Origin of the sequence: Streptomyces panacea, from assembly GCF_040560175.1 — a bacterium.
Taxonomy (GTDB): domain Bacteria; phylum Actinomycetota; class Actinomycetes; order Streptomycetales; family Streptomycetaceae; genus Streptomyces; species Streptomyces panacea.
In genome coordinates this window covers 1-16615 of sequence record NZ_JARJHW010000168.1, presented here as the reverse complement: position 1 = coordinate 16615, position 16615 = coordinate 1, and the positions used below count along the sequence as shown (strand labels likewise).

Here is a 16615-nt window from a genome sequence, read left to right as displayed (position 1 = left end):
TGGAAGGCCAGCTCGCACGCGGCCAGACACTCCGGCGCGTACGCCGCCGTCACCGAGTCGACCGCCGCCGTCAGCTCGGCGGGCGAGCAGCGCTCGACGTCGAAGCTGGTGCCCTCGGGCAGGGTCGCCGTGATCTCCTCGATCCTGGTGAGCCGGGTCAGCTGCCGCCGTGTCACCGACAGTTGCTTGCGTACGTCCACGACGGAGGCGGTCGGCAGGTTGGAGAAGTCCCTGGGGCAGACCAGCAGCACCGAGTGGTCGACCCGGGCGCCGGTCACCCGCGCGGCGACCCGCTCCAGCGCCAGCACGTACACGGCGGCCTGCCGCGCGGCGGCGCCCACCTTCGCGGGGTCGGCCGAACTGTCGATCATCGGGAAGGACTTGATCTCCACGACCGTCCACCGCCCGTCCGGACGCACCACCACGGCGTCCGGCTCCAGATAGGCGGGAGAGCCCGCCACCTCCAGCGCGAGCAGCGGGTGCACGAGCAGCGTCCACGCGCCGGACGCGCCGGGCTTCGTCCCGGTGCCGGTCGCCTCGCGCAGCGCCAGCGCCGTGCGCGCGGCGCGTCCCTCGGGACCGGCCGCCGACAGATCGGGGACGAGCACCTCACCGGGCACCGGCGGCTGTGATCCCGCGCCCATGCGTTCGTGCAGCAGCCGCATCAGCTCCGTACCGCCGTCGGCCTTGACGCGCGCCTCGAAGGCGTTTCCGCGCATGAACGCGAACTGCGACTGTCCGAACGGGGCGGGTGAGCCGAGCGCCGCCGCGAGCGCCGTCTTGTCGACCCCCGCGCCGTCCAGCAGCGCGCGGCGCCCGCAGCCGGGATTGGCCGCGAGGGCGGCCAGCGCGCGGGCGTCCAGCGGATGCGGCGCGACGTCCGGTCCGCGCAGCTCAGCGAGCCGCTGCCGGAGCGTCGTCGGTCGCGGCTCCGGTACCGCTGGGGTTGCCGGTGCTGCTGTTGGTGCGGGTGCGCTGCCCGGGGAATCGCTCACCCGCGGAAGTCTTGCATCCGTCACTGACAATCGGAGGTTTGACCGGGGAGTTGGCCGAAGTCGTCGAAGTCTTCGCGACCGCGACCGCGACCGCGGCGGACTCGCGCCCCGGCCCGGGCAGCGGCGCGACCTTCGCCACGAACGCGTACCGGTCGGCCGCGCGCACCCAGCACCGGTCGGCGGCCCGCAGCGCGGGAGCCGTCAGCAGCGCGCCCGCCCCCATCACGGCGCCGCCGGCGACCGCGTCGAGGAAGTAGTGGTTCGCCGTGCCCATCACGATGATCACCGTGAGCAGCGGATAGACGAGGCCGAGGACCCGCACCAGCGGGGTCCTGCCGTGCCGCCACAGGAGCACCCCGCACCACAGCGCCCAGCCGACGTGCAGGCTCGGCATCGCGGCGTACTGGTTGGTCATCCCGCCGAGCCCGCGCGGTGCGCTCGCCTCGGCGCCCCACCAGCCGTACGAGCTGTACTGCGCCATCGTGTCGACAAAACCGTAGCTCGCGTCGAGCAGCCGCGGCGGGCACGTCGGCAGGAGGGTGAAGCCGACCAGGCCGAGCAGGGTGGAGAGCATCAGCCAGGTGCGGGCCGCCCGGTAGTGCGCGGGGCGGCGGCGGAAGATCCAGATCAGCACGGCCGGTGTGACGAGGTAGTGCAGCGAGGCGTACGCGAAGTCGGCGGGTATGCCGATGGCCGGCGTGCTGGTGAAGAGTCGGTTCAGCGGATGTTCGGCGTTCAGGAAGAACGCCTTCTCTATTCGGAGGATCGCCAGACCGTGGTCGACGGCCGTCGAGACGTCACCGCGTGCCAGCAACCGACCCGCCGAGTACGCCGCGTACACCACCGCCAGGAGCAGCAGTTCGGCCCACCAACGGGGCCTGTGGGCGGCGCGCGCACGGGCGGTCTGCGGCATCCGGAACGCTCTCCCTCATTTATTTACGCGGCCTTCCGCCGACGTTCAACCGTACGGTGTAGGTCATCGCGCGCGTACGACGGGTCCCCCGACGAATCCTCGTGCGTCAACGGAACCCCGTGGAACCGACCGTCAGCTGTCCATGGGGACGCCGAGATCGTCCCGGAGGTTGCCCCCCGTTCAGGTGCGGGATGATGGGACGGCACCTGTTGTGAACCTCAGGGAGAGTTTCCATGGCACCGCGCATCCTCCTCGCCCGGCACGGTCAGACGGCGTGGTCGCTGTCCGGCAGGCACACCGGCAGGACGGATGTCCCTCTGCTCGACGAGGGCAGGCGCGGCGCCGGGCTGCTCGGGGAGCGGCTGCGCCGGGAGCCGTGGGCGGGTCTGTCCGGCGTGGAGATCCGTACCAGCCCGCTGCTGCGCGCGAGCGACACCTGCCAACTCGCCGGGTTCGGCGGCCGGGCGCGGCCGTGGGACGCGCTGATGGAGTTCGACTACGGCGCGTACGAGGGCATGACCCCGGCCGAGATCCAGGCGGTGCGGCCGGGCTGGTTCATCTGGCGCGACGGCGTCCCCGACGGCGAGACCCTGGCCGAGGTCGCCGCGCGCGCCGACGAGGTCGTGGCGTGGGCGCGCTCGGCCGACCGTGACGTGCTGGTCTTCGCGCACGGCCACATCCTGCGCGCGATCGGCGCGCGGTGGCTGGGGGAGGACGTGTCCTTCGCGTCCCGGATCCGGCTGGCGCCGACGTCCCTGTCGGTCCTGGACTGGGCCTACGGGGCGCCGGCGATCGACATCTGGAACGACACGGGGCACCTCGCGGGCTGACGCCCGGCCGTCATCAAGCGCCGGACAGGCTCTCCTCAGGCCCGACGCGCCGCGGCGGCGGTCGACGCGTGGCGGTCCAGGAACCCGGCCACCTCCGTCGTACGCCGCCTCGGCAGCAGCACCCGCACCATGCCCGCGAGCATCCCCTGGATACGGGACGACTGGACCTCGTCCATCAGGTCGAGCACCTGGTGCCCGACCGCGGCGGCCTCGTCCAGGAAGCCCGCGCGCGCCAGGTCCGTGGCCAACTCGGCCCGGTAGAGCGCGAGATTGCGGGTGAAGTGCGGGTCCTGGAGGACCGTGGCCCGGTACGCGTGCCGGGCCGCCGTCGGCCAGTCGCCCAGCGCCGCGTGGCATTGGGCCTCCAGGGCCTCCAACTCGGGCTCGCCGAAGAAGGACATCCACTCGGGGTCGGTGTCCGACGTACCGCGCTCGAAGAGCGTGTGCGCCTGCCCGAGGGACTGCTCGCAGCCCGTACGGTCCCCGAGCCCGGCCCAGCCGCCCGCCTCGCGCAGGGCCAGGAGCGACAGCAGCCGCGGCGACGCGAGGTCCTGTGCCGCGCGCCGGCCGGCCTGCGCCGCTCGTACCGCCTCGCGGTGTCTGCCCGCGTCCCGCGCCAGGAACGACGTGTTGCAGAACGCGTGCGCCTCAAGTCCCGGGTCACCGGCGACCCGTGCGGTCGCCAGCGCCTCCGCGTAGTGCGAACGCGCGTCCTCGAAACGGCCCGAGTCGTGCGCCAGCCAGCCCACCGAGATCGCCAGTTCGCCCGCGCTCGCGTGCAGCCGGTGGGCCGTCGCGCCGTGGGAGACGGTGCCCGCGTCGAGGAGCGCGTACGCGGTGCGCAGCGGCTGCGCCGCCCGCCCGTACAGGCCGTCGGCGCCGTGCCGGTCGTCCAGCAGCCGGATCCGTCGTACCGCCTCCTCCAAGGCGCTCACCTCGGCCTCGCCCGCACGCCGGGGGCCGGGCACGGCCGCGGCCGTCGGCGCCGCCGCGGCGGCGAGGCCGAGGGAGACCGCCGCCATCGACGCCGTGCCGTTGGTCATGAATGCGCGACGCCGCACGTCGCTCTCCTCGCTGATGTCACCGGTGTCGCTGTACATCGGGGTCGGGTTCGGGAGAGTGGCCGGCGCCGGGGCGGCGTCGGCCGTGGCTCTGGACGCCCGGCCGCGTACGCTCTCGCGGGCCGAGAAGCCCAGGTCGGCCAAGGTGAGGCCGGGGAACATATGGAGGAATACGCGTTCGTACGCGTAGTTGGGACAGCGGATCTCGCCGGCCTCCACCCGTCCGATATAACGTGCGTCGCACGCGACCTGTTCACCGATCTCCCGCGCGGACCTGCGAACGGCCGCCGCGAACTCGCCCGGTGAGCGACGGCCGCGCAGTCGGCGGAAGACGAGATTGGGAACCGCCCGGGTCGACACCATGGCCGAGACCTCTCCTGGAACACCTTGGGCATGCGTACCGGTTCAGGCTGGTGACCGGGTCCGGTGCTCCGGCGTTCCGGTGTTCCGGCGTCCAAGAACGTACCTGCTGTAATGAGTTGCTTACACAGGGTTTGGCTGCAAACCGGATATCTCACCCACGATCTGCCATGAACTGCCATCCTTTGCGGCGACTCACGCCGTAGCTGTTGACGCCGCGACGCGTTGAACCATGTGGAGACGCGCCATGTGTCTACCTCGGCGAGGAGGGGTTCCCTTGTTGGAGTTGGAGTTGGAGGTCGGTATGAAGACCAGCGACGGCTCATGGACGACTGCTCAGCACAAGCCCACGGCTGAGGCGAGCGAGTTGCCGCCCGGTGACGCCTCCGACGGGGACCACGGTGTGCCCTGCGATCTGGTGACCGTGCCGGCCCGCCAGGGGCTGGAGGCCGTCGACATCCTGCGCCGTGGCGCGGGCGAGGCCCCGGCGGTGGGGCCCGTGCTCCTCGACGGCAACTGCGACAACCTCGGGTTCCTGGTGCCGCCCGGCACGGCGGCGGGCTGGGACATGCCGGGCAGCGCGTGTACGGAGACGGCCGGCCGGGGGCTGCGGGTCCCGGCCGAGCCGCCCGTCACCGGCGGTGCCTGGCTGCTGCCGCCGGACGCCGACACCGGGGAGGTCACGGACCCGGCGGTGCTGCGGGAGGCCCTCGGCGAGGCGGCCCGGCTGATCGAGGCGGCGGACGGCCACCGGTAGCGAGCGCCGGGGGAGCGGCCGGGCGGGTGCCGGTGAGCGCCGCCGGGCGATAATGGACCGGTGGCGAAGAATCCGGCGGCGAAGAACAGGCGACGTGGACGCGGTGTCCCCGGGCCCGAGACCGTCACCGAGCCGGTCGGCGGCGGCCTCGCCGAGCTGGTGCCCGACCGTGAGCGCCCCCGCGCCTGGACGCTGCTGATCGACGGCACCCCGCAGTCGCACGTCGACCTCGCCGAGCCCAGCCATCTCTCCTTCGCCTACCAGCGCAGGCTCGGCCATATCGCGGACCTCACCGCTCCCGCCCCTCAGCCGCTGCACGTGGTGCACCTCGGCGGTGGCGCCTTCACCCTCGCCCGTTACGTCGCGGCGACGCGCCCCCGGTCCACCCAGCAGATCGTGGAGCTGGACGCGCCGCTGGTCCAACTCGTGCGCAGGGAACTGCCGCTGGACCCGGGCGCCCGGATCCGGGTCCGCTCCACCGACGCGCGGGCCGGACTCGCCAAGGTGCCCGACGGCTGGGCGGACCTGGTGATCACGGACGTCTTCGACGGGGCCCGTACCCCGGCGCATCTCACCAGCGCCGAATTCCTCGCCGACGTACGGCGCGTGCTCAAGCCCGGCGGGAGCTACGCGGCCAACCTCGCCGACGGGCCGCCGCTCGCGCATCTGCGGTCCCAGATCGCCACGGCCGCCTCCGTCTTCCCGGAGCTGGCGCTCGCCGCCGACCCCGCCGTACTGCGCGGCCGGCGCTTCGGCAACGCCGTACTCCTCGCGTCCGACCGGGAGTTGCCGGTCGCCGAGCTGACCCGCCGGGTGGCGAGCGATCCGCATCCGGGGCGGGTGGAACACGGCCGGTCGCTCACGGACTTCACCGGCGGCGCGTCGCCCGTCACCGACGCGAACGCCAAGCCGTCTCCCGTACCGCCGGCCGGTTCCTTCGACTGAACGCCCGATTGAACACCCGACCAACGCCCGATCGAACGCCCGCGTGCACAGCGCGCGCACGCCCGTGTGAACACCCGCACTTCGTAAGGGATTTCACCGCTCGTCGACCTGTACCCGTGGCGCCGAGTCGTGCCACGTGCAGAAGACCGAGATCTCCCGGTCGCCCTGAGTGAACGTCACCCGGATCCAGAAGTCCTGCTTCCACACCTGCATCTGCCAGCCGGCCTCCGGCGTCGCCGAGACCAACTCGGCGGAGTGACTGCCGAGATCGAAGACGACCCGCCCGCCGTCGACCGGATAGCTCCGCACATCGCCGTTCGCGGCGGAGCCCGGGTCCGGATCCGGCGGCGGGGGCGGGGGCTTGTCCGGCGGCTTGGCGGACGAGGTGGCCGAGGGCCTGTCGTCGGAGGTCCTGGACGGCTCCGGGGACACCGTGACCGACGGCGTCGGCGAGGGCGAGGGCGGCGGGCTCGGTGGTCGGTGCGTCGACGAGGACCGCGGCCGGGCGCGCTGCGTCGTCGCGTTGTCCCCGGTGATCGGAAGCGCCTGCGGTCTGTCGTACACCGTGCCCACGACGACCGTGTGCACGCCCCACCAGGACAGCGTGACCGCCGCCCCGGTCGCGAGCGTCCACGCCATGGCATGTACGAGTCCTCTGCGCATCGGGGCCATACTGCACCACCCACCCCGCGCCTGTCCCTCGGATGGCGTACGGTGCCGCCCATGCCAAGTGTGCTCGTGGTCGAGGACGACCAGTTCGTACGCTCCGCCCTCATCAGGCACTTGACCGACGCGTCGCACACCGTACGCAGCGTCGGTACCGCCCTGGAGGCGCTGCGCGAGGTCGCCCATTTCCGTTTCGACGTGGTCATCCTCGACCTCGGACTGCCCGATCTCGACGGGGCCGAGGCGCTGAAGATGCTGCGCGGGATCACCGACGTACCGGTGATCATCGCCACGGCGCGGGACGACGAGGCGGAGATCGTACGGCTGTTGAACGACGGCGCCGACGACTACCTCACCAAACCCTTCTCGGTGGAGCACCTGTCGGCCCGGATGGCCGCCGTGCTGCGCCGCTCGCGCGCCGCCGCCGACGACCCGCCCTCGCGCGTCATCCGCGTCGGCGGCCTCGCCATCGACCCGCTGCGCCGCCAGGTCGAACTCGACGGCGCGCGACTGGACCTGACGCGGCGTGAGTTCGACCTGCTCGCCTTCCTCGCCGGACGGCCCGGTGTGGTCGTCGGGCGCAAGGAACTCCTGGCCGAGGTGTGGCGGCAGTCGTACGGCGACGACCAGACCATCGACGTCCATCTGTCCTGGCTGCGCCGGAAGCTGGGCGAGACGGCGGCCCGGCCCCGCTATCTGCACACCCTGCGCGGCGTCGGCGTGAAGCTGGAGCCCCCGGCCCCTCGGGCGCCGGCGGCCGGCCCCGCCGCGCACGAACCGCTGTCATGAGATGGGCGCTGGTCAGGGTCTCGCTGGCGGTGACCGCGATGGTCGTGCTCGCCTTCGCCGTCCCGCTCGGGCTCGTCATCAAGGAGATGGCCAAGGACCGGGCCTTCTCCAACGCCGAACGACAGGCCGCGACCCTCGGCCCCGTGCTCTCCATCGCCCAGGGCCGCGAACAGCTGGAGTGGGCCGTCGAGTCCAGCCCCATCGGCGGCACCGGGCAGCTGGCCGTCCATGTGCCGGCCTCCGGTGAGCCGGGCAGTGTGCCCATGGAGATCGGCACCCGCCGGGCCGCCCAGCAGGACCTGCGCGCCACCGAGGAGCTGGGCCGGGCCTCCATCGCCGAGGTCAGCGGCGGGTCCGCGCTGCTCCAGCCGATCGCGATCTCCACGGGGAAGATCGCCATCATCGAGGTGTTCGTCCCCGAGGACGAGGTCTCCAACGGCGTCGCCACCGCCTGGCTGGTCCTCGCGGGCGTGGGCATCGCGCTGATCGTGGGCTCGGTCGCCGTGGCCGACCGCCTCGGCGTACGGATGGTCCAGCCCGCCCAGCGGCTCGCGGGCGCCGCCCACGACCTGGGTGAGGGCCGACTCGGCGCCCGGGTCCCGGAGAAGGGCCCCACGGAGCTGCGGTCCGCGGCTGTCGCCTTCAACTCCATGGCCGACCAGGTGGTCCAACTCCTCGCCAACGAACGGGAACTGGCCGCCGACCTCTCGCACCGCCTGCGCACCCCGCTCACCGTGCTGCGCCTCAACGCCGCCTCGCTCGGCGAGGGTCCGGCCGCCGACCAGACACGGGCGGCCGTCGCGCAGCTGGAACGCGAGGTCGACACCATCATCCGTACGGCCCGCAAGGCGAAACCGCAGACCCGCGCGACGACGCCCGGCGTGGGGTGCGACGTCTCCGAGGTCATCCGCGAGCGGATGGACTTCTGGTCGGCGCTGGCCGAGGACGAGGGCCGGACGGTCCGGCTGGCCGGGGTCGGCCGCCCGGTGCGCATCCCGGTCGCCAGGCCCGAACTGGCCGCCGCGCTGGACGCGTTGCTCGGCAACGTCTTCCGGCACACCCCGGAGGGCACCGCCTTCGCCGTCGACGTCCACCACGCCGACGGCGCCGTGATCGTCCTCGTCTCGGACGCGGGCCCCGGGATCGCGGACCCCGAGGCGGCCCTCGTACGCGGCAACAGCGGCGCCGGCGAGGGCTCGACGGGGCTCGGGCTCGACATCGTGCGCAGGGTCGCCGAGTCGACCGGCGGAGACGTACGCATCGGGCGCTCCGTGCTCGGCGGCACGGAGGTACGGATCTGGATCGGTCTCGACGGCCGGCGCGCCGCGCGCCCGGCCGGGGAGCGCCGCGGGCACCGGCTGCGGCGCCGGGCGGCCGAGCATTAATCCGCTCCCAATGGTTCCTTAAGGGGGCCTCAAGGACGGCGACACCCGTCCGCTATCGGCGACTTGTCCGGACCGGGGCGGCTAGCGTGCTGACACGAGACCGCACCAACCGCACGGCTGCCGTCCCCCACCGGTCGCCACCCCGCCCGCGTCCCGGCCGGCCCCGAACCCCCCACCCGGCCGGGACGCGCCCCGACGACCGCTCTACGCGGGCGGGTCCGGCAGGACGCCCGTCTCCGTCAGCCGCGCGTACCAGCTCGCGCTGGACTTCGGCGTACGCGACTGCGTCTCGTAGTCGACGTGCACCGCGCCGAAGCGCTTCCCGTAGCCCCGCTCCCACTCGAAGTTGTCCAGCAGCGACCAGAGAAGGTAGCCGCGTACATCCGCCCCGTCGGCCATCGCGCGGTGCGCCGCCGACAGATGTCCGTGCAGGAAGCGGATACGGTCCGGATCGTCCACGACGCCCGCCGCGTCCGGCTTGTCGTCGTACGCCGCGCCGTTCTCGGTGATCACCAGCGGGACGTCGGGCGCCTCGCGGGTGTAGCGCATCAGCACGTCGTACAGCCCGGTCGGATCGACCGACCAGCCCATCTCCGTCACCTCGCCCGGCGGCTGATGGAACGTCACCGAATCGGCGCCCGGCCAGGGGGACTTCTCGCCCGCGCCGTGCGCGTGCCCGTGGCTGTCCCGGCGGGACGCGTCCGCGCCGGCGCCCGCCGCGGCCGACACCAGGTGAGGGGTGTAGTAGTTGATGCCCAGCCAGTCCAGCGGCTGGTGGATCGTCGCCGTGTCGTCGGGCTTCACGAAGGACCAGTCGGTGATCCGCGCGGTGTCCTTGAACAGATCCTCGGGGTACGCGCCCGACAGCATCGGCCCGGTGAAGATCCGGTTCGCCAGCGCGTCGATACGGCGCTGGGCGTCCAGGTCGTCCGGTGACTGCGAACGGGCCCGTACCGCCGCGGCGTTGTGGCACACGGTCACCTGCGCGCGCCTGGGCAGCACGGTCCGCAGCGCCTGCGTGGCCAGACCGTGGCCCAGGTTGAGATGGTGCGCGGCCCGCAGCGCGAGCACCGGATCCGTACGGCCGGGCGCGTGCACACCGGAGGCGTACCCCAGAAAAGCGCTGCACCAGGGCTCGTTGAGGGTCACCCACCGGTCGACTCGGTCGCCGAGCGCGTCACCGAGGATCCGCGCGTACTCCGCGAACCTGAACGCCGTCTCGCGCACCGGCCAGCCGCCCGCCGTCTCCAGATCGTGCGGCAGGTCCCAGTGGTAAAGGGTGAGGACGGGCCGGATGCCGCGCTCCAGCAGGTCGTCGACGAGCTTGCGGTAGAAGTCGAGACCGCGCTGCACGGCAGGGCCGCGGCCGATGGGCTGGACGCGCGACCAGGAGACCGAGAAGCGGTACGCGTTCACCCCGAGGTCCGCCATGAGACGCACGTCTTCGGCCCGGCGGTGGATGTGGTCGGCGGCGGTGTCACCGGTGTCGCCGTTCTCGACCTTGCCGGGCGTGTGGCTGAAGGTGTCCCAGATCGACGGGGTACGGCCGATCTCCCGTGCGCCGCCCTCGATCTGGTAGGCGGCGGTGGCGGTGCCCCATATGAAGTCGGACGGAAAACTGAGGGACATGGGTGCGCTCCGGTCGGGGAGAGGGCGGGTCGGTCGCGGGTCGGCGGAGCGGGGGAACACGCGGTCAGCCCTTGACCGCACCTGTCATGATGCCACCGACAATATGCTTGCCGAAGATCACGAAGGCCAGCAGCAGCGGGAGCGTACCGAGCAGGGCACCGGCCATGATCACCGACTGGTCGGGGATGTAGCCGCGGCCGAGCCCCGTGAGCGCTACCTGCACGGTGGGGTTGCCGTTCTGTGTGAGCGCGATGATCGGCCAGAAGAAGTCGTTCCAGGCCAGCACGAAGGTCAGCATGCCGAGGACCGCCATCGCCGGCCGCGCCGCCGGGAAGACGACGTGCCACACGACCCGCCAACTGCTCGCGCCGTCCACGCGCGCCGCCTCGACCAGCTCGGTCGGCAGCGCCTGGAGCAGATACTGCCGCATGAAGAACACCCCGAACGCGCTGACCAGCGTGGGCAGGACGACGGACTGCAGCCGGTCGGTCCAGGACAGCTCGGCGATCAGCATGTACAGCGGTACGACACCGAGCTGCGGCGGCACCATCATCGTGCCGATCACCAGCAGCAGAAGCAGATTCTTGAACCGGAAGCGGAGCTTGGCGAAGGCGAAGCCCGCGAGCGTCGAGAAGAGGACCGTCCCGGCGGCCACGGTCCCCGCCACCAAGACCGTGTTGAACAGCGCCGTACCCATGTTGGCGTCGGTCCAGGCGATCCGGAGATTACGGACGAGATTGCCGCCGAACCAGAAGGGCGGGGGAGTCTGTGCCAGCCGGGTGGTGTTGCGGGAGGCGGCGATCGCGGTCCAGAGGAGGGGGAACAGCGAGCCGGCGGCGAACAGGGCCAGTACGGCGTAGGTGATCCGCCCCGCGTGCCGGTGCCGCCAGGCGCCGCGCCTCACGCTCGATGTCCGTTCCGCCGTCTCCGTCATGAACTCCTCCGCAGCCGGCGGGCGACGAGCCAGTTCACCGCGCCGATGATCAGCAGGATCAGGAACATCGCCCAGGCGATCGCCGAGGCCCGGCCGAGATGCAGATTCACCCAGCCCTGCTCGTACAGATAGAGCCCCAGCGTCTGGAACTGGTGGTCGGAGCCGCCCGTCGCGCCCGCGCCGCCGTTGAACAGCAGTGGCTCACCGAAGAGTTGGGTCGCGCCGATCGTCGAGACGACACAGGTGAAGAGGATCGTGGGCCGCAGGGACGGGATGGTCACGTGCAGGAACTGCCGCCGCCGCGAGGCCCCGTCGAGGGCCGCCGACTCGTACAGCTCGTGGGGGATCGACTGCATCGCCGCCAGATAGATCAGCGCGTTGTAGCCCGTCCACCGCCACACGACGATGGTGGAGACGGCCAGTTGGGACGTCCATGTGCCGTTCTGCCAGTCGACCGCGTCGAGACCGACCAGCCCCAGACCCCAGTTGATCATTCCGTGGTCGCGGCCGAAGAGCAGCACGAAGACCAGCGTGGCCGCGGCGACACTCGTGGCGTACGGCGTCAGGACGGCCACCCGGAAGAACATCGAGCCGCGCAGCCGGTGGTTGAGGAGATACGCGACGCCCAGCGCGATCAGCAGCTGCGGGACGGTCGAGAGCAGTCCGATGGTCACGGTGTTCCGGAGGGCGTTCCAGAAGAACGAGTCGCTCAGCAGCCGGGAGAAATTGTGCAGGCCCACCCACTCCATGTCGCCGGGCGCGGTCAGTTCGACCCGGTGCAGCGAGGCCCAGCCGGTGTAGAGGAGCGGGAAGAGGCCGAAGACGGCGAAGAAGAGGAAGAAGGGCGCGACGAAGGCGTACGGGCTCCACCGCGTGTCCAAGCGGTGCCACCGGCCGCGCCGCGCCCGACGGGTTCGGTCCCGGTCACCGTCGTCCCGGCCGTCGCCCCGGACGCCGGGCGGCGCGGGGTACGGCGCCGCGCCCTCCTCCCACCCGGAGGGCACCGCCGTGGTCGCGTCACCCGCCACGCCCGTCATGTCGCTCACCGGTCCAGCGCGTTGTCGATCGCCTTCACCGCGGCGTCCCAGCCCTGCTTCGACGACCGGCCCTTCTGGTCGACCTGGAGCATGCCGACGTCCGCCAGGTTCTGGGCGATGATCAGGTCCTTCGGGCCCACGATCTGGACCGGCACACCCTCCGCCGCGCCCGCGAAGATCCGGCCCATGGGCGCGTTGCCGAAGTAGGCGTGCCGCGCGCCGGAGACGGCCGGCAGGTCGTAGGCCGCGCTGGCACTCGGGAAGCTGCCGCGCCTCTCGAACAGCTTCGCCTGCTGCTCGGGCGCGGTCAGCCAGGCGACGAGCCTGGCCGCCGCCGCCTTGTTCCCGCCGGCCGCGGGCACGGTCAGGAACGAGCCGCCCCAGTTGCTCGGCCGGGGCGCCGCCGCCACGTCCCACTTCCCCTTGCCCGCGGCGCCCGCCTTGTCCTGGATGTAGCCGAGCATCCAGGCCGGACAGGAGACGGTGGCGAACGTCGCGTTGGCGAAGCCCTGGTCCCACGCGGGCGTGAACTGCTGGAGCCTGCCGGTCAGCCCCTCGCGGGCGAACTCGGCGGCGGTGTCCCAGGCCTGCCGTACGGCCGGGTTGGTCTTGTAGACGACCTTGCCGTCCGCGTCGTAGAACCGCTTCTCGCTCCCGCCGGTGATCGCCGCCATCACCCCGGCCGCCGAGTCGACGAAGACCGTCCCCTCCGGCGCCCGTGCCTTGAACCGCATTCCCACCGCCAGATACTTCCGCCAGTCGCCCGCCCACAGCCTTCCGACGGCCGTACGGTCGGTGGGCAGCCCGGCCTTGGCGAAGAGGTCCCGGCGGTAGCAGATGGCCCCCGGGCCGATGTCCGTGCCGAGGCCGACGGTCTTCCCGTCGGCGGTGGTGGCCTGCGACCACTTCCAGGGCAGGAAGCTGTCCTTCCGTACGCCCTCGGTCCGGCCCAGGTCCACGAGCCTGCCGGCCTGGGTGGCGGTGATCTCGGCGATGTTGTTGACCTCGACGGCCTGGATGTCGGCGAGTCCGCTGCCGCTGCCGAGGTGGGTGAGGAGCTGCGGGTAGTAGTTCTCGTTCCGCTCGATGGACGTCTGCTTGACGACGACGTCCTTGTTGAGCTTCATGTACTCGTCGTACAGCCCGGCCTCCTTGAGGCCGAAGGCCCCGAAGACCCCCACGGTGAGCGTGGTCCCGCCGTTGCCGTCACCGCCGTCACCCCCGCCGCTGCTCGTGCCCCCGCCGGTCGCGACGCCGACCGGGGGCTCGGCGGGGTCCTCGGCACATCCGGTGAGCGGCCCGGCCCCGAGCACGGCGACGACCGCGAGGCCCACCAGCCGACGGGACGCACAGGAATGTGTGCGCATGACGTCCTTCCCTGGACCGACATGGGAGCGCTCCCATGGACGGGACGAGCGTCCCCGCTCACATCGGAGGTGTCAAGGGACCGGGCGGCGACACGACGAAGGGCCGGTCCGCTCGCGCGAACCGGCCCTTCATTCGTCAGGGTGAGTAACGGGACTTGAACCCGCGACATCCTGGACCACAACCAGGTGCTCTACCAGCTGAGCTATACCCACCATGCCCGGTCAATTCCGTGCCCGACCGGCCGAGAAAAAGTGTACAGGGTCCGCGAGGGTGCTCGCGCCCGAGTTATTCCGGGCACCGAGGGGCCCTGCGGCCCGTACGCCTCACAGCACGTGCTTCGCCGCGATCGCCTTCGCCGTGTCCGAGTCCGGGCCGGGCTGCGGCACGAAGACCGCCTCGCGGTAGTAGCGCAGCTCCGCGATGGATTCGCGGATGTCCGCCAGCGCCCGGTGGTTGCCGCCCTTCTCCGGGCTGTTGAAGTAGGCGCGCGGGTACCAGCGCCGCGCCAGCTCCTTGACCGACGAGACATCGACGATCCGGTAGTGGAGGTAGCCCTCCAGCTCCGGCATGTCCCGCAGCAGGAAGCCGCGGTCGGTGCCGACCGTGTTTCCGCACAGCGGCGCCTTCCCCGGCTCCTTGACCTGCTCGCGTACGTACTCCAGCACCCGCGCCTCGGCCTCGGCCAGGGTGGTGCCGCCGGCCAGCTCGTCGAGCAGACCCGAGGCGGTGTGCATCTGCCGCACCACCTCGGGCATGGTCTCCAGCGCCGCGTCCGGGGGACGCACGACGATGTCGACGCCTTCACCGAGCACGTTCAGCTCCGAGTCGGTGACCAGCGCGGCCACCTCGATGAGTGCGTCCTCCGTCAGCGAGAGCCCGGTCATCTCGCAGTCGATCCACACCATTCGATCGTTCATACGCCTTACCCTACGGTGCGCTCCGCTGACCGGGCAGGCTCGGGCGGCCCTGACCGGAGACGAACGCCTCCGAGTAGGACTTGACCGGCTCCGGCACCGACGACGAGGCCGTCGCGGAACCGGACGGGGCGGCTGCCGCCGCTGTCCGCCGGGCCTGCGGGGAGGCCTGCGCCGGTACGTGATCCACCGGCGCCGACGCGAGCTGGTCCCCGTGCGGACGGCGGGCCCGGTAGGCGGCCCGGTACGCGGCGGGGGACGAGCCCAGCTGACGCCGGAAGTGCCCGCGCAGCGCCACCGGCGAGCGGAAGCCGCAGCGGCCGGCGACCTCGTCGACCGAGTAGTCGGAGGTCTCCAGCAGCCGCTGCGCCTGAAGCACGCGCTGCGTGATCAGCCACTGGAGCGGCGCGCTGCCGGTGAGCGAGCGGAAACGGCGGTCGAACGTCCTGCGGCTCATGTAGGCGCGGGCCGCCAGAGTCTCCACGTCGAATTGCTCGTGCAGATGCTCCAGCGCCCAGGCCACGACCTCGGCGAGCGGGTCGGAGCCGATCTCCTCTGGTAAAGACCTGTCCAGATAGCGCTCCTGACCGCCACTGCGCCGCGGCGGGACGACGAGCCTGCGCGCCAGTGCCCCGGCGGCCTCGGTCCCGTGATCCGTACGCACTATGTGCAGGCACAGATCGATTCCGGCCGCCGTCCCGGCGGAGGTGAGCACATCGCCGTCGTCGACGAACAGTTCACGCGGATCCACATGGACGGACGGATACCGCTTGGCCAGCGTCGGCGCGTACATCCAGTGCGTGGTCGCCGGGCGGCCGTCCAGCAGGCCGGCCGCGGCGAGCACGAAGGCGCCGGTGCACAGTCCGACGATCCGGGCGCCTTCCTCGTGCGCCCGGCGCAGCGCGTCCAGTGCCTCGGGCGGTGGCGGCGAGGTGATGGACCGCCAGGCGGGGACGACCACCGTGCCCGCTCTGCTGATCGCCTCCAGGCCGTACGGCGTGGTGAGTTCGAGCCCGCCGGTGGTGCGGAGCGGGCCTTCCTCCCCACCGCACACGAGCAGCCGGTATCGCGGAACCCCGGCATCCTGGCGGTCGATGCCGAACACGGAGAGCGGAATGGAGCTCTCGAAGATGGGCCCACCACTGAACAGCAGCACAGCGACGACTTCCCGGCGGCGGCGGCCTGAAAGCTTCCGTGCTGACTCCGGTGCGGCAATGGAGTCCTGGCTCATGGCGCTAAGCCCCCCTCGGTGTTCGCGTCTCCCCGTTCGTGTCGGGTCTTTCGCTCCTGCACGATTCCCCTCGGTTTTGCACGGGACTCCACTCTTCGCTACTCATGATCGAATCTACTGTGTCCCGTGGTGCCGGCGTGACAAGTTCTTCATCCGGCGCTATGTCGACAAGGCAACTTGGCGCGAAGCATTCGATCACGAAGCGTTCCACCCGCACGGCCCACAGGGAAGTGCGCCTCACGCGCATGGCCCGTCCCCGTAGGCTCTTCGCGGCCGGAAAGAGGCTCTCTGCCCTGGTGGCAAGGGGGTTGGCAGGCCATTTCGCCAAGGATGGGTCTCAGGGGTGAAGTTGGCTGAAAACTTACGGGTGTGCGGCCTCGGAAGCGTCAGTCTCCCGGCGTGCTTCTGTCGCGCGTCCGCGCGCCCCGGTGCGCCCCCTGGGCCTGGTGTTACCCGCCGTACGTTGGGCACGCAGGGACTGCTCCGAGCGGCGCAGCAGGAGCCGGCAGACCGCCGTCACGGCGAGGAGCCCGAGCGCGGGCACGGCGGCCCCGCCGACGGAGGTGCCGAAGACGACGAGCACCACCGGCACGAGTACACAGCTGAACGCGGCCCAGCGAACCACATCGCTCGCGGACTCGCCGGATGCTGCGGACGCGCTCGGCGTGGCCGACGCGGACTCCGTCCCCGAGGGGGAGGCGTGGTGGTGCGGTCGTACGGACACGTGAGCTCCCTGGTGACGGGGGTGGCTGTGGTGACTGGAGTGACTGCGTCGACTACGGGGGACCCATGATCAACGAG

Annotated in this window: 16 protein-coding genes and 1 tRNA gene; 5 read left to right on the top strand and 12 right to left on the bottom strand. The window is 71.8% G+C overall.

Translation table 11 applies throughout. The features are described 5' to 3' along the window. Window positions 1-995: hypothetical protein (locus tag P3L51_RS28815; protein WP_354608246.1), on the bottom strand; the 995-nt coding region annotated here is incomplete at its 3' end. Continuing rightward, window positions 895-1908 carry a phosphatase PAP2 family protein gene (locus tag P3L51_RS28810; protein WP_354608245.1) on the bottom strand — a complete coding sequence of 338 codons (1014 nt, stop codon included), beginning with the start codon at window positions 1906-1908 and terminating at the stop codon, window positions 895-897. The genes P3L51_RS28810 and P3L51_RS28815, both read right to left, overlap by 101 nt. Before the next feature lie 233 nt (window positions 1909-2141). On the opposite strand from P3L51_RS28810, the gene P3L51_RS28805 reads away from it, so the two are divergent. Then, window positions 2142-2738: a histidine phosphatase family protein gene (locus P3L51_RS28805; RefSeq protein ID WP_354608244.1), complete on the top strand. Its 597-nt coding sequence runs from the start codon at window positions 2142-2144 to the stop codon at window positions 2736-2738. Between the two features lie 35 nt (window positions 2739-2773). Here the strand turns inward: P3L51_RS28805 and P3L51_RS28800 are convergent, their stop codons facing one another. Then, window positions 2774-4162 (bottom strand): NsdA family TPR-like regulatory protein, encoded by a 1389-nt coding sequence (locus P3L51_RS28800; RefSeq protein WP_354608243.1) that lies wholly within the window; start codon window positions 4160-4162, stop codon window positions 2774-2776. 301 nt (window positions 4163-4463) lie between these two features. On the opposite strand from P3L51_RS28800, the gene P3L51_RS28795 reads away from it, so the two are divergent. Both P3L51_RS28795 and P3L51_RS28790 read left to right on the top strand, forming a co-directional pair. Next, window positions 4464-4916, top strand: a complete 453-nt coding sequence (locus P3L51_RS28795; protein ID WP_354608242.1) for a hypothetical protein — start codon at window positions 4464-4466, stop codon at window positions 4914-4916. Window positions 4917-4976: 60 nt separating this feature from the next. After that, a complete protein-coding gene (locus P3L51_RS28790) occupies window positions 4977-5861 on the top strand; it encodes a spermidine synthase (protein WP_435594549.1) in 885 nt (294 codons plus the stop codon). A gap of 93 nt (window positions 5862-5954) precedes the next feature. Here P3L51_RS28790 and P3L51_RS28785 read toward each other — a convergent pair whose 3' ends face one another. Continuing rightward, entirely contained in the window at window positions 5955-6524 is a 570-nt protein-coding gene (locus P3L51_RS28785; RefSeq protein WP_354608241.1) for a hypothetical protein, read from the bottom strand. Between the two features lie 60 nt (window positions 6525-6584). Here P3L51_RS28785 and P3L51_RS28780 point away from each other — a divergent pair, with 60 nt between their 5' ends. Together P3L51_RS28780 and P3L51_RS28775 are read left to right on the top strand one after the other, a co-directional pair. Further along, window positions 6585-7316, top strand: coding sequence for a response regulator transcription factor (locus P3L51_RS28780; protein ID WP_354608240.1), 732 nt, complete (start codon window positions 6585-6587; stop codon window positions 7314-7316). Further along, complete coding sequence (locus tag P3L51_RS28775; RefSeq protein ID WP_354608239.1) at window positions 7313-8701, top strand: sensor histidine kinase; 1389 nt, start codon at window positions 7313-7315, stop codon at window positions 8699-8701. Before P3L51_RS28780 ends, P3L51_RS28775 begins: the two co-directional genes overlap by 4 nt. A 204-nt stretch (window positions 8702-8905) precedes the next feature. Here P3L51_RS28775 and P3L51_RS28770 read toward each other — a convergent pair whose 3' ends face one another. The 8 genes from P3L51_RS28770 to P3L51_RS28735 all read right to left on the bottom strand — a co-directional run bounded on the left by P3L51_RS28770 (window position 8906) and on the right by P3L51_RS28735 (window position 16538). After that, window positions 8906-10330 (bottom strand): glycoside hydrolase family 1 protein, encoded by a 1425-nt coding sequence (locus tag P3L51_RS28770; protein WP_354608238.1) that lies wholly within the window; start codon window positions 10328-10330, stop codon window positions 8906-8908. A gap of 64 nt (window positions 10331-10394) precedes the next feature. Beyond that, the gene (locus P3L51_RS28765; protein WP_354608237.1) at window positions 10395-11264 is read right to left on the bottom strand and encodes a carbohydrate ABC transporter permease; all 870 of its coding nucleotides are present in this window, start codon (window positions 11262-11264) and stop codon (window positions 10395-10397) included. Next, window positions 11261-12301, bottom strand: a complete 1041-nt coding sequence (locus tag P3L51_RS28760) for a carbohydrate ABC transporter permease (RefSeq protein WP_354608248.1) — start codon at window positions 12299-12301, stop codon at window positions 11261-11263. Before P3L51_RS28760 ends, P3L51_RS28765 begins: the two co-directional genes overlap by 4 nt. Window positions 12302-12306: 5 nt before the next feature. Next, window positions 12307-13668, bottom strand: coding sequence for an ABC transporter substrate-binding protein (locus P3L51_RS28755; RefSeq protein WP_354608236.1), 1362 nt, complete (start codon window positions 13666-13668; stop codon window positions 12307-12309). Between the two features lie 140 nt (window positions 13669-13808). Beyond that, a tRNA-His gene (locus P3L51_RS28750) sits at window positions 13809-13881 on the bottom strand. Window positions 13882-13992: 111 nt separating this feature from the next. Beyond that, window positions 13993-14586 carry an oligoribonuclease gene (orn, locus tag P3L51_RS28745; protein ID WP_354608235.1) on the bottom strand — a complete coding sequence of 198 codons (594 nt, stop codon included), beginning with the start codon at window positions 14584-14586 and terminating at the stop codon, window positions 13993-13995. A gap of 10 nt (window positions 14587-14596) precedes the next feature. After that, window positions 14597-15814 (bottom strand): helix-turn-helix domain-containing protein, encoded by a 1218-nt coding sequence (locus tag P3L51_RS28740; RefSeq protein WP_354608234.1) that lies wholly within the window; start codon window positions 15812-15814, stop codon window positions 14597-14599. A gap of 361 nt (window positions 15815-16175) precedes the next feature. Next, complete coding sequence (locus P3L51_RS28735; RefSeq protein ID WP_435594548.1) at window positions 16176-16538, bottom strand: hypothetical protein; 363 nt, start codon at window positions 16536-16538, stop codon at window positions 16176-16178. Window positions 16539-16615: the final 77 nt, after the last annotated feature.

Bases quoted from the DNA above. Each gene is read 5' to 3' on its own strand.
- P3L51_RS28810 (WP_354608245.1), bottom strand. From the start codon at position 1,908: ATGCCGCAGACCGCCCGTGCGCGCGCCGCCCACAGGCCCCGTTGGTGG.
- P3L51_RS28805 (WP_354608244.1), top strand. From the start codon at position 2,142: ATGGCACCGCGCATCCTCCTCGCCCGGCACGGTCAGACGGCGTGGTCG.
- P3L51_RS28800 (WP_354608243.1), bottom strand. From the start codon at position 4,162: ATGGTGTCGACCCGGGCGGTTCCCAATCTCGTCTTCCGCCGACTGCGC.
- P3L51_RS28795 (WP_354608242.1), top strand. From the start codon at position 4,464: ATGAAGACCAGCGACGGCTCATGGACGACTGCTCAGCACAAGCCCACG.
- P3L51_RS28785 (WP_354608241.1), bottom strand. From the start codon at position 6,524: ATGCGCAGAGGACTCGTACATGCCATGGCGTGGACGCTCGCGACCGGG.
- P3L51_RS28780 (WP_354608240.1), top strand. From the start codon at position 6,585: ATGCCAAGTGTGCTCGTGGTCGAGGACGACCAGTTCGTACGCTCCGCC.
- P3L51_RS28775 (WP_354608239.1), top strand. From the start codon at position 7,313: ATGAGATGGGCGCTGGTCAGGGTCTCGCTGGCGGTGACCGCGATGGTC.
- P3L51_RS28770 (WP_354608238.1), bottom strand. From the start codon at position 10,330: ATGTCCCTCAGTTTTCCGTCCGACTTCATATGGGGCACCGCCACCGCC.
- P3L51_RS28765 (WP_354608237.1), bottom strand. From the start codon at position 11,264: ATGACGGAGACGGCGGAACGGACATCGAGCGTGAGGCGCGGCGCCTGG.
- P3L51_RS28760 (WP_354608248.1), bottom strand. From the start codon at position 12,301: ATGACGGGCGTGGCGGGTGACGCGACCACGGCGGTGCCCTCCGGGTGG.
- P3L51_RS28755 (WP_354608236.1), bottom strand. From the start codon at position 13,668: ATGCGCACACATTCCTGTGCGTCCCGTCGGCTGGTGGGCCTCGCGGTC.
- orn (WP_354608235.1), bottom strand. From the start codon at position 14,586: ATGAACGATCGAATGGTGTGGATCGACTGCGAGATGACCGGGCTCTCG.
- P3L51_RS28740 (WP_354608234.1), bottom strand. From the start codon at position 15,814: ATGAGCCAGGACTCCATTGCCGCACCGGAGTCAGCACGGAAGCTTTCA.